The organism is Sphingopyxis witflariensis, assembly GCF_002205635.1.
Lineage (GTDB): Bacteria > Pseudomonadota > Alphaproteobacteria > Sphingomonadales > Sphingomonadaceae > Sphingopyxis > Sphingopyxis witflariensis.
Genome location: NZ_NISJ01000005.1, coordinates 22,116 through 33,738, shown reverse-complemented (window position 1 = coordinate 33,738; position 11,623 = coordinate 22,116). Strand labels below are relative to the sequence as shown.

General features: G+C 63.6%; 12 protein-coding genes. 6 read left to right on the top strand and 6 right to left on the bottom strand.

What is annotated here, in order from left to right; translation table 11 throughout:
• The first annotated feature begins 1 nt into the window (after nucleotide 1).
• Complete coding sequence (locus tag CDQ91_RS10670) at nucleotides 2-742, top strand: SDR family NAD(P)-dependent oxidoreductase (RefSeq protein ID WP_088472721.1); 741 nt, start codon at nucleotides 2-4, stop codon at nucleotides 740-742.
• A gap of 1 nt (nucleotide 743) precedes the next feature.
• Here CDQ91_RS10670 and CDQ91_RS10665 read toward each other — a convergent pair whose 3' ends face one another.
• From CDQ91_RS10665 to CDQ91_RS10640, 6 genes are read right to left on the bottom strand one after another with little or no spacing between them, the layout of a single operon-like run.
• Complete coding sequence (locus tag CDQ91_RS10665; RefSeq protein WP_088472720.1) at nucleotides 744-2,207, bottom strand: FAD-dependent oxidoreductase; 1,464 nt, start codon at nucleotides 2,205-2,207, stop codon at nucleotides 744-746.
• A complete protein-coding gene (gene dmpG, locus CDQ91_RS10660; RefSeq protein WP_088472719.1) occupies nucleotides 2,204-3,247 on the bottom strand; it encodes a 4-hydroxy-2-oxovalerate aldolase in 1,044 nt (347 codons plus the stop codon). The genes CDQ91_RS10665 and dmpG overlap by 4 nt, the downstream gene beginning before the upstream one ends.
• 1 nt (nucleotide 3,248) lies before the next feature.
• Entirely contained in the window at nucleotides 3,249-4,190 is a 942-nt protein-coding gene (locus CDQ91_RS10655) for an acetaldehyde dehydrogenase (acetylating) (protein ID WP_088472718.1), read from the bottom strand.
• Between the two features lie 9 nt (nucleotides 4,191-4,199).
• A complete protein-coding gene (locus CDQ91_RS10650) occupies nucleotides 4,200-4,976 on the bottom strand; it encodes a fumarylacetoacetate hydrolase family protein (protein ID WP_088472717.1) in 777 nt (258 codons plus the stop codon).
• Nucleotides 4,963-5,784 carry an alpha/beta fold hydrolase gene (locus CDQ91_RS10645; protein ID WP_088472716.1) on the bottom strand — a complete coding sequence of 274 codons (822 nt, stop codon included), beginning with the start codon at nucleotides 5,782-5,784 and terminating at the stop codon, nucleotides 4,963-4,965. Before CDQ91_RS10645 ends, CDQ91_RS10650 begins: the two co-directional genes overlap by 14 nt.
• Before the next feature lie 12 nt (nucleotides 5,785-5,796).
• Nucleotides 5,797-7,002 (bottom strand): acyl-CoA dehydrogenase family protein, encoded by a 1,206-nt coding sequence (locus CDQ91_RS10640; protein ID WP_088472715.1) that lies wholly within the window; start codon nucleotides 7,000-7,002, stop codon nucleotides 5,797-5,799.
• Nucleotides 7,003-7,311: 309 nt separating this feature from the next.
• Here CDQ91_RS10640 and CDQ91_RS10635 point away from each other — a divergent pair, with 309 nt between their 5' ends.
• From CDQ91_RS10635 to CDQ91_RS10615, 5 genes are read left to right on the top strand one after another with little or no spacing between them, the layout of a single operon-like run.
• Entirely contained in the window at nucleotides 7,312-8,130 is an 819-nt protein-coding gene (locus CDQ91_RS10635) for an SDR family oxidoreductase (RefSeq protein WP_419722558.1), read from the top strand.
• A 4-nt stretch (nucleotides 8,131-8,134) separates the two neighbouring features.
• On the top strand, nucleotides 8,135-9,052 hold the full coding sequence (locus CDQ91_RS10630; protein WP_088472714.1) for a VOC family protein: 918 nt from the start codon (nucleotides 8,135-8,137) through the stop codon (nucleotides 9,050-9,052).
• Nucleotides 9,049-9,930, top strand: a complete 882-nt coding sequence (locus CDQ91_RS10625; protein WP_088472713.1) for a CoA transferase subunit A — start codon at nucleotides 9,049-9,051, stop codon at nucleotides 9,928-9,930. The genes CDQ91_RS10630 and CDQ91_RS10625 overlap by 4 nt, the downstream gene beginning before the upstream one ends.
• Nucleotides 9,930-10,724, top strand: a complete 795-nt coding sequence (locus CDQ91_RS10620; protein ID WP_088472712.1) for a CoA-transferase subunit beta — start codon at nucleotides 9,930-9,932, stop codon at nucleotides 10,722-10,724. Before CDQ91_RS10625 ends, CDQ91_RS10620 begins: the two co-directional genes overlap by 1 nt.
• On the top strand, nucleotides 10,721-11,620 hold the full coding sequence (locus CDQ91_RS10615) for an enoyl-CoA hydratase (RefSeq protein WP_088472711.1): 900 nt from the start codon (nucleotides 10,721-10,723) through the stop codon (nucleotides 11,618-11,620). Before CDQ91_RS10620 ends, CDQ91_RS10615 begins: the two co-directional genes overlap by 4 nt.
• Nucleotides 11,621-11,623: the final 3 nt, after the last annotated feature.

The window sequence follows — 11,623 nt, the reverse complement described above, 5'->3', positions numbered from 1 at the left end:
TATGCGGTTTGCGAACAAGCGGGTGTTGGTGACCGGGGCGGCATCGGGGATCGGGCGCGCGACGGCACTGCAACTGGCGTCCGAGGGTGCGCATGTGTTTGTCGCTGACGTCAACGCCGCGGGACTGAACGAAACCGCTGCGATGGCGACCGGCGAGGTGACGGCGCTGACCTATGATGCGACCGACCTCACGTCGTGCCGCGCGCTGGTTGCCGCGGCCGGGCAGGGCGGTCTCGACATTTTGTGCAACATTGCGGGACTGCTCGACTGGGGCCCGACGCTCGATTTCGACGAGGACCGGTTCGAGCGCCTGATCGCGGTCAATTTGACCAGCGTGTTCGCGCTATGTCGCGCGGCGCTGCCGCTTTTGATCACCAGCGGCGGCAATATCGTCAACATGGCGTCGACCGCCGGGGTGCAGGGCACGCCCTATTCGATCGGCTATGCGGCGTCGAAGCACGGCCTCGTTGGGCTAACCAAAAGCCTGGCGGTCGAATTTGCGGCGCGGGGTGTCCGCGTCAATGCGGTGTGCCCCGGCCATGTCAAAACCCCGATGACCAACCGCCCGCCGCCTGAAGGCGAAGTCGACTGGCCGCTGATGATGCGCAACGCGCCCAAGCTGCCCGACGGGATTTGCGAACCCGAAGATATTGCCGAGATGGTCGCCTATCTGGCGAGCGATCAGGCGCGCAAGATCACCGGCGCGCTATTCACCGTCGATGGCGGGCAACTGGCGGGCTGAGCTATGCGCTCAGCGCCGCCGCGCGACCCGCCTGCCGTCCGAAGAAGCTGCAATCGGCGAGGCTGAGGCCCGAGCTATAGCCGTGACCCCATGCCGGAAGTCCGCTCGTGCAACGACCGGCGGCGAACAGACCCGCGATCGGCTGGTCGCCGCGATCCAGCACTTCGCCATCGGTCGAGGTGCGAAGCCCGCCGAGGGTGAAAAAGCTGAAATAGCTGGTCTGGAAATTCAGCTCGAGCGCGATGAACGGCCCCTGATCGAGCGGCGTCAGGATCGGCGCGCGCTTGTCGAACAGCGGATCACCGCCGCGGCGGGCATGATCATTGTAGAAATTCATTGTCGCCGACAGCGTGGCTTGCGGCATGCCGAGTTCGCGTTCGACCTCTTCCCAGTCGTCACCCGTCCCCGCGATCGTCATCCGGGCATAGTCGAACGGCTGGTCGAAATGCTTGCTGTCGAGCAACAGATAGACGCGGTCGCCGGGCTGGTCGAGCATCGCACGCGACACGCGGCCATGATAGCAATCCTCATTGATGAAGCGCTGGCCCTGCTGGTTGACGAACACGCCCTGCGCCTGGGGTTCGGGGATCGTCCACGGGCAGGTGGTGAAAAACTGGTCCATGTGAATGGCATCGCCGCCGACGCTGAGGCCAAGGTTGATCCCCGACCCGTCGTCCTTGTCGCCGATCGGATCGTTGATCAGATAAGTCAGCGGGCAATATTTGCGGCGCATCGCCTCGTTCATCACAAAGCCGCCGGTGGCGAGGATGACGCCCTTGCGGGCGCGGACATAGCGGTCCTGATTGTCGATCCGCATCACTGCGCCGACGACGCGGTCGCCGTCGCGGATCAGTGCGGTGGCGCGTGCGTCGGTGACGATCCGGGCGCCGAGATCGCGGACGCGCTGTTCCAATATGTCGATCAGCTTGCGCCCGCCGCCCCAGCCCATATACTGGATGACATGGCCGCGCGGGGCGGGTGTGGCGGCGTCGCAAAAGGGAGCCGCCGCCTCGCTTCCCGACCAGATCAGCGTGTCGTCGCCGACCGGCTCGATATGTTTCCCGGGCAGGTAATTGCCGCGATAGGGAACACCCTGCTGCTTGAGCCACTCCCAATGGTTCAACGCCTCGCGGCCGTAAAGCTCGCATTTGGCATCGTCGGCGCACGGGCCGCCCGCCATTTTCAGATAGGTGGTGAAGGCTTCGGTCGTATCGTCGAACCCGGCCGCCCGCTGAACCTCGGTCCCACCATTGCCGCCAATATAGATTTCACCGCCTGATAGGCCCGATGCGCCGCCGCTGCCCGAATTGCGTTCGTACAGCAGCACATCGGCGCCCGCTTCGCAGGCCTCGATCGCCGCGCAGGCGCCGGCGGCGCCAAAGCCGAGGATGACGACATCGGCCTCGTCATCCCATCGTGGCACGTCCGCCGCGGCGAGCGGGCGGTGCAGCGAAGCGCCGCTCATCCTGCCGCCTTCGTCTGGGCCTTGACCATATCGAGCGCGACATCGACGATCATGTCCTCCTGTCCGCCGACCATTTTGCGGCGGCCGAGTTCGACGAGGATTTCGCGGGTGTCGAGGCGGTAGTCGGCGGCGGCTTTCTCGGCGTGGCGCAGGAAGCTGGAGTAGACCCCGGCATAGCCCAATGCGAGGGTTTCGCGGTCGACGCGAACCGGGCGGTCCTGCAGCGGGCGGACGAGATCCTCGGCGGCGTCCATCAGCGCCATGACGTCGCAGCCATGGTTCCAGCCCTTGCGGTCGGCGGCGGCGATGAACACCTCCAGCGGCGCATTGCCCGCGCCGGCGCCCATGCCGGCGAGGCTCGCGTCGATACGCACCGCGCCTTCCTGTGCGGCGACGATGCTGTTCGCGACGCCGAGTGACAGATTATGGTGCGCGTGCATGCCGCGCTGGGTCTCGGGCTTGAGAACGCGGTCATAGGCCTGAAGCCGGTCGCGGACGCCGTCCATGTCGAGCGCGCCGCCGCTGTCGGTGACATAGACGCAATGCGCGCCATAGCTTTCCATGAGCAGCGCCTGCCCGGCGAGTTGGTCCGCCTCGATCATATGGCTCATCATCAAAAAGCCCGCGACGTCCATGCCGAGATCGCGTGCGATGCCGATATGCTGTTTCGAGACATCGGCCTCGGTGCAGTGCGTCGCGACGCGGACCGAGCGGACGCCCAGATCATAGGCGCGCTTGAGATCCTCTACGGTGCCGAGGCCGGGCAGGATCAGCGTCGTCAATATCGAGCGTTCGAGGACATCGGCGACCGCCTCGATCCATTCCCAGTCGGTATGCGCGCCAAACCCATAGTTGAAGCTGGTGCCCGACAGGCCGTCGCCATGTGCGACCTCGATCGCGTCGACCCCGGCGTCGTCGAGGGCTTTGGCGATCGCGCGGACATGGTCGACGCCATACATGTGGCGGATCGCGTGCATCCCGTCGCGCAGCGTGACGTCCTGAATATAGAGTTTCTGGCTGCTCACATCAAAACCGGCCATGTCAGTTCTCCGTCCCCGCCGCCATGCGCCGCGCCGCGAGCAATTCGCCCGTCGCCTTGGCCGCCGCGGTCATGATGTCGAGATTGCCCGAGTAAGGGGGCAGATAGTCGCCCGCGCCCTCGACCTCGAGGAAGATCGAGGTCTTGACCCCGGTGAAGACGCCCTGACCCGGGATGGTCAGCGGATTATTGTCACCGAAGCGTTCGAACTGAACCTCCTGCTTCAACCGGTATCCGGGGACATAGGCCTGAACCTTTTTGACCATCGCCTCGACCGAGGCGCGAATGGCGTCTTCGCTGCCACCTTCGGACAGGGTGAAGACGGTGTCGCGCATGATCATCGGCGGTTCGGCGGGGTTGAGGATGATGATCGCCTTGCCGACTGTCGCGCCGCCGACCGCCTCGATCGCGCGCGCGGTGGTGCGGGTGAACTCGTCGATATTGGCGCGGGTGCCGGGGCCTGCCGATCGCGACGAGACCGAGGCGATGATTTCGGCATAATGGACGGTCGCGACCTGACTCACCGCGGCAACCATCGGGATCGTCGCCTGTCCGCCGCAGGTCACCATATTGACGTTGGGCTGATCGAGATGCGCTTCCATATTGACCGGCGGCACGGTGAAGGGGCCGATCGCCGCCGGCGTCAGGTCGACGACCTGGATCCCGTCGGCGCGCAGCGCGGCGTCGTGCAGCTTGTGCGCATAGGCCGAGGTCGCGTCGAAGGCGATGCCAATGTCTTTGTAACAGGGCAGCTTCTTCAGCCCCTCAATCCCCTCATGCGTCGTGGCAACGCCGTGCGAACGCGCCATCGCGAGGCCCTCGCTGTCGGGATCAATCCCGACCACCGCCACCAGCTCCATATTTTGCGGATATTTGATCATCTTCATCATCAGGTCGGTGCCGATATTGCCTGAGCCGATGATGACGGCTTTCACTTTGGTCATAAGGAGTCCTCAGATAAATCGCGCGGTGCAACTGCCGATGCCGTGCAGCGTCATGTCGAACACGTCGCCGCGCACGGCATTTTCGAGTGGCACCAGCGATCCCGACAGGATGATGTCGCCGGCGTCGAGCGTCACGCCGTGCGCGCCCAATGTGTTGGCCAGCCATGCGACCGCCTCGGCGGGGTTGCCCTGAACGGCCGAGCCCAGTCCTTCAGACAGTGGCGCGCCATTTTTGGTGACGGTGACGCGCAGGGCAGGGAGGTCATGTGCGTTCGGATCGGCCCGCGCTTCGCCGAGGACGAATACGCCGCAGCTGGCATTGTCGGCGACGGTATCGACGATGGATATCTTCCAGTCGTCGATCCGGCTGTCGACGATCTCGAAACAGGGCGCGATGCTGGCGGTCGCCGCGATAACGTCGGCGGCGGTGACGCCGGGGCCGGTGAGGCTGTCCTTCAGGATGAAGGCGATCTCGGCCTCTGCCCGCGGCTGGATCAGGCCCGTCGCGGCGATGTCGATGTCGCCGTCGATGTGCATCGCGTCGGTCAGAAAGCCGAAGTCGGGCTGATAGACGCCCAGCATGTCCTGCACCGCTTTCGATGTGACGCCGATCTTCTTGCCGACGACGCGCTCGCCATCCTTCAGGCGGCGTGCGAGGAAATCGAGGCTGATCGCATAGGCGTCGTCGATCGTCAGCGCCGGGTCGCGCGCGGCCAGCGGGGCGATCGTGCTCCGGTTGCGTAGCGCCGCGTAAAGGTCGGCGCCATATTGCTCAGCCTTGGTCATGGAGAAACGCGATCGAATAAAGGTTGAACTCGCTTGCGCGTTCGACCTGCACCCAATGACCGGTCCGCGCAAAGGTCATGCAGCGGGCATTGTCGCATTGATCGAGGAAATAGCGCGCGCCGCTTTCGGGGCAGAATTGGTCGTTCAATCCCCACAGCACGAAGATCGGCTGTTTGACCTGACCGACAAGCGGGCCGAGGTTGGGGGTCTTCATCCGTGCCAGCACATCCTTGGGCTGGGTGACCGCGACCGCGAAGCGTTCCTGCACCAGCGCGTCGGGAATCTTCGGTGCGAAATCGGGGTGGACGAGATTGCCGATCAGACGGCGCTGCTCGTCGAGGTTGAAATCGGGGCCGCCGAAACCCGACACCATTTTGGCGATCCCGGGCATGTTGAAATAGCTGGCCTGTTCCTCGATGCAGCCGGGCGCCATCAGGATCAGCGCGGTGGCGAATTCGGGGTGATCGAGCGTCATTTGCAATGCGACGCCGCCGCCGAGTGAATTGCCGACCAGCGCCGCGGAATCGACGCCGTGCTGGCGCAGCGCGCCATAAAGCGTGTCGGTGAACAGTTGCAGACTATAGTCGATGCCTTCGGGCTTCGACGACTGCCCATAGCCGATCAGGTCGGGCAGGATGACGCGATAGCCCGCGTCGACAAAGGCATCGATGTTGTTACGAAAATTCGACGCGCCCGATGCGCCGGGGCCGCTGCCGTGGATGAACACGACCGCCGCGCCGCTGCCCTTTTCCTTGATGTGAATGTCGTAGCCGTCGACTTGGTAGGTGTTTTCGACAAAGTTCGTCATTCGGTCGGCTCCTTACAGGAAGGTGAAGGCGGGCGGCTGGCCCAGCATTGTGCCGACGACATCGCCGGTGCGGTTGCTCGGATCGTTGGCGACGTGCGCGCGTGCCGCGTTGAGGTCGAGCCACGGCTGGATGACGTCGCTCGACATATAGACCGCGCGCCCGCCCAGCAGCTGGACCATATCGTCGACCAGCCGCGCGAGGCGGCGAACGACGGTCGAGGATTGATAGGCGAACAGCGCGCGCTTCTCCATCGGCACCGCTTCGCCCCGCTCGGCAATCGCCATCAGCTCGTCGAAGGTCGCCGCCAGCGTCAATTCCATTTCCAGCGTCTGGGCATGCGCCGCCGCGATCGCGCCGTGCAGGATCGGGTCGGCCTTGCTCGCCTTGCCGGTGTTGGTTGAAATCCGGCTTTCCATGATCGCCATCGCGGCATTGATGGCAGCGCGCGCGCCGCCGAAGGCCGCGGTCGATACCGAACGGACGAAGACCTGCGCCCAAGGGAGGGTGTAGAGCGGGCCGGTGTTGATCTTCTGACCTGGATTGTCGCAGAGAAAGCCTTCGACGGCGCGATGGGTGCGATATTCGGGGACGAAGGCGCGGTCGACGATGATATCATGGCTGCCCGTTCCCTGCAGACCGAACACCTGCCAGCTTTCGGGATCGATGGTGTAATCGCTGCGCGGCAACAGGAAGGTCCGCATGTCGGGCGGCCCGCCTTCTTTTGACGGCACCAGCGCGCCGAGCAACACCCATCCGCAGTGCAGCGATCCGGTCGAGAAGCCCCAATGGCCGCTCAGGTAAAAACCGCCTTCGGTATGTTCGACCTTGCCGACCGGCTGATAGGTTGAGGAGACGAGCATCGCATTGTCGTCGCCCCACACATCGACCTGCACCTGATCGTCGAACAGCGCGAGTTCATAGGGGTGGCAACCGAGGACGCCGTACATCCATCCGGTCGACATGCAACCCTCGGCCAGCGCCTTTTGTACCCCGAAAAAGACATTGGGGTGCATTTCAAAACCGCCCCAGCGCTTCGGCTGCAAAATGCGGAAGAATCCGGCGTCGCGCATCTCGGCGATCGTTTCGGCCGGGACATTGCGGTGGGCGGTGCATTGCCTGGCTCGCGCCTTGAGCGCGGGAATCATTGCCCTGGCTCGCGCCAGCAATTCGTCCGCCGATGGTATCTCGCTTACCTGCGATGCTGCCAATGTCGCCATCTTCCGTCTCCAGCCAACAATCTGCCAAGGCAGAGGTAAATCAAATTCGTAAAAATATCTCACACAAAATACGCAAACCGTCAATTGAATTCCGTTTCCCTTCCCATTTTTGCGAATTTTGGCGCATTTCCGTCGCGACGGATGGCTTATTGAATGGGCGTAGGAGCGCTGTGGTGCCTCTCTGGCGTCGTGGGCGGGTTCCACATCGTGACGCGGATACGCGATATGGCGCCATATGCGTAGAAAATATCATTTCAAAATACGCAAAACGTCGATAAAAATACGATTTGGCTTGCAAGTCTGCTTTTGGTGCGGCTTAATGACGTTGTTGTTCGTGAATCGGTATCGAAAGGCGTCGCGCAGTTGAATTCGACAGCATCCCTGGACCTGAATGGCAAAGTGGCGCTTGTAACGGGCGGAACGCGCGGCATCGGCCGCGCCATCGCCGTGCGCCTCGCCGAGCTTGGCTGTGACGTGCATATTTGTGGGCGCAATGCACCCGACGACCTGCCAGCCGCGATTGCGTTTCATGCCGCCGATGTGCGTCAGGCTGATCAGGCTACTGCGCTGGTCGATGCGATTGCCAGCGAGGCCGGGCGCTTCGATATTTTGATCAACAATGCCGGTGGATCACCGCCCTGCGCCGCCGAGGTGGCGTCGGTGGGCTTCGTCGATGCCATATTGAAACTCAACCTCGTTGCGCCGCTCACTCTGGCGCAGGCTGCGCATAAGCATATGCGCACCCAAGGCGGTTCGATCGTCAATATCGCCAGCGTGTCGGGCATCCGCCCGTCGCCGGGAACGGCCGTCTATGGCGCCGCCAAGGCAGGGCTGCTCAACCTGACCCAGTCGCTGGCGCAAGAATGGGGCCGCGACGCGATTCGCGTCAACGCGATCATCGTCGGGCTGGCAACGACCGAAAATGCCGAGGCGACCTATGGCGATGCGGCGGCGCAGGCGGCAGTCGCGGCGTCGCTGCCGCTGGGCCGCATGTGCGAGGGGCGCGATGTCGCCGACGCCGTGGCCTATCTTGTTTCGCCTTTCGCTCAATATGTCAGCGGCGCGCATCTCAATGTCGATGGCGGCGGTGAACGACCGTATTTTCTGGATCTGGTAAAGGGAGGCTGAGGCGGTGGCTATCAGGGCGCTCGGCTATGTCGTGATCAAAACGACACAGGCCGATATTTGGGATACATATTTGACCGAGGTCGTCGGTGTCATGCGCGCCGCCGATCCCGCCGACGGCGCGGCGCATTACCGGATCGACGACCGTCCGTTCCGGTTCCGGATCGAGGCGGGCGAGCAGGATGAATTGACTGCTGCCGCGTTCGAACTGTCCGACGAAGCCGCGTTTCAGGCGATGGCGGCGGCGATTGCCGCGGCGGGCCGCCCGGTCGAAATGGGCTCGGCCGACGAGGCCGTAGTTCGCGGCGTTCAGGCCTTTTTCCGCACCAGTGATCCGACCGGAAACGGGCTCGAATTCTTTCACGGTGACAGCCGCGACGATGTGGCGTTCGTCTCGCCCGTCGGCGTAAAGGGCTTCGTTACCGGCGATATGGGGATGGGGCATGCGGTGTTCGCCGCGCCCGATTTCGACGAGACGCATCGCTTTTACACCGACGTCGTCGGCTTTCACGACACCGACATTCCGCGCTTCCACTTCTCGCCCGATCCGAACGATCCGGGGATGGGGTTCGCCTTCATGCACGCCGACAACGGCCGCCACCATTCGGTCGCGATCGGGCAGGTTCCGGTGCCGCCGTCACGCTGCGTCCATTTGATGCTCGAAATGCAGGATTTGCGCGATGTCGGTCGTTGCTACGACCGGATGCGCGTCGGGAAAGTTACGGAATCGGCGTCGCTGGGTACCCATACCAACGACCAGATGACGAGTTTTTACATGCAGACCCCGGCGGGTTTCGACCTCGAGATTGGCTGCGATCCGCTGATCATCGATCCGGCGAGCTGGACGCCGACGGCGCATCAGGTCGTCAGCGAATGGGGCCATGTCTGGGCCTGGCAAAAAGCGATGGAAGAGGCCGCGCAATGACGCTCGACAAACGCATGACCCCCGCCGAGATCGTCGGTCGTCTTCGCGACGGCATGACGATCGGTATCGGCGGATGGGGCCCGCGGCGCAAGCCGATGGCGCTCGTCCGCGAGATCCTGCGCTCGGACCTCAAGGATTTGACCATCGTCGCCTATGGCGGCGCCGACGTCGGGATGCTCTGCGCGGCGGGCAAGGTGAAGAAGCTCGTCTTCGCCTTCGTCTCGCTCGACGCGATCCCGCTCGAACCCTGGTTCCGCAAGGCTCGCGAAGCGGGGCGGATCGAGGTGCTCGAACTCGACGAGGGCATGTTCCAATGGGGGCTCAAGGCCGCGGCCTTTGGGCTGCCCTTCCTGCCGACACGCGTCGGCCTCGGCACCGATCTCGCTGAACTGGGCGGCCTCAAAATGGTGCAATCTCCCTATGACGACGGCGAGACGCTGATCGCGATGCCGGCGTTGAAGCTCGACGCGGCGCTGCTCCACGTCAACCGCAGCGACTGGCGCGGCAACGTCCAGCTGCTCGGCCCCGACGCTTATTATGACGAATGGTTCGCCAAGGCGGCCGACGCCTGTTTCGTCTCGACCGAAACGCTCGTCGAGCGGATCGAGGACCACTACGCCGATGATGCGCAGGCCAATGTTTTCGAACGCTGCTTCGTCGCCGGGGTGACTGAAATTCCGGGCGGCGCGCACCCGAGCTCGATGCCCCCCGCCTATGGCTGGGACATGGGCTGGTTCAAAAATTACGCCGCGCTGGCCGCCGATCCCGGCGACTGGGACGCGGTGCGCGACCGCCTCGTCGGCGCCGACGAGGCCGCTTATCTGAAATCCGTTGGCGGAAAGGAGGCGGTGACGGCTTTGCCCTTGCCGATATTCTGATGACCGAAGTCACCCTCGCAGAACTCTGTATTTTCGCCTGCTCCGAAGCTTTTCGCACCCAGCGCGAGGTCATCGCGACCGGCATCGGTCCCGTTCCGCGCATCGGTGCGGGGCTCGCCAAGCTCACCCATTCGCCCGGGCTGATGATGACCGATGGCGAGGCCTATCTGGTCGAGGAACCGGTGCCGATCGGCCCGCGCGGCGATTATGTTCCCAAATTTGCGGGGCATCTCCCCTTCTCGCGCTTCTTCGACAGCGCGGTGTGGAGCGGACGGCGTCACGCGATGGTGACCCCGACCCAGATCGACCGTTTCGGCCAGACGAATTTGTCGCGGCTTGGCGGCACGCATGAGCAGCCGAAGACGCAGATGCTGGGCGTGCGCGGTTTTCCCGGCAACAGCATCTATCACGCCAATTCGATGTTCATCCCGTTCCATTCGGCGCGGACGTTTGTTGCGGGCGAGGTCGATATGGTGTCGAGCGCGGGCTACAATCCCGCCAAGCGCATCGCGGGCGGCAATTACAGCGGCATCGACTTGCGCCGCATCGTCACCAATTTGTGCGTCATGGACTTTGGCGGACAGTACAATGCGATCCGCGTCATCTCGCTCCACCCCGGCGTGAGTTTCGACGATGTGCAGGCGGCGACCGGCTTTCCGCTCGAACAGGGCGATATGGTCGAAACCCCGAAGCCGGGCGCCGAGGCGCTCGCGATCATCGCGCGGCTCGATCCGCATAATTTCCGTGCCAGCGTCATCAAGGACAACCCGCCAGCCCAAAGGAATGCCGCATGAGCGATGATCTCGTCCCGCGCCAGCCGCAAGAGCCGGTGTATGAAACCGAGACCCCCGTCCGCTATGAAGTCGACGGTCCCGTCGCGTGGATCATCATGGACCGGCCGCAGTTCAACAACGTCCAGAACAGCCAGATGACCTACGCGCTCGACGCGGCATTCCGGCGCGCGACCGACGATGACGCGATCAAAGTCATCGTGCTCGGCGGCGACGGTAAGCATTTCAGCGCCGGGCATGACATAGGCACGCCGGGGCGCGATCATCTGGTGCCCTTCGACCGCAAATTGATGTTCGGCGATCATACCAACCGGCCCGGCGCCGAATTGCTCTACACTCGCGAGCAGGAAGTTTACCTCGGGATGTGCCGCCGCTGGCGCGACATTCCCAAGCCGACGATCGCGATGGTGCAGGGCGCGTGCATCGCCGGCGGGCTGATGCTGGCGTGGGTATGCGACTTGATCGTCGCCAGCGACGACGCTTTCTTTCAGGATCCGGTCAACCGCATGGGCATTCCCGGGGTTGAATATTTCGCCCATGGTTTCGAGCTGCCGCCGCGCATCGCCAAGGGCTTTCTGTTGCTGGGTGAACGCATGCCCGCCGCGCGCGCCTATCAATTCGGTATGGTCAATGAAATTGTCCCGCGCGCGGAGCTGAAGGACAAGGTTTCGGCGATGGCGCAGGAACTCGCGACGCGGCCGCGGCTCGGCAATTGGCTGACCAAGCAGGCGCTCAACCATGTCGAGGATTTGCGCGGCAAGCGCACCGCGATGGACGCGGTTTTCCACATGCATCATTTTGCCCATGCGCAAAATGATCTGGTCAGCGGCAATTCGCTCGGCGGCCTCGACGGCGCGGCGATGGCCAAGGCGAACAAGAAAGCCGCGGGCGAGGGCTGATAT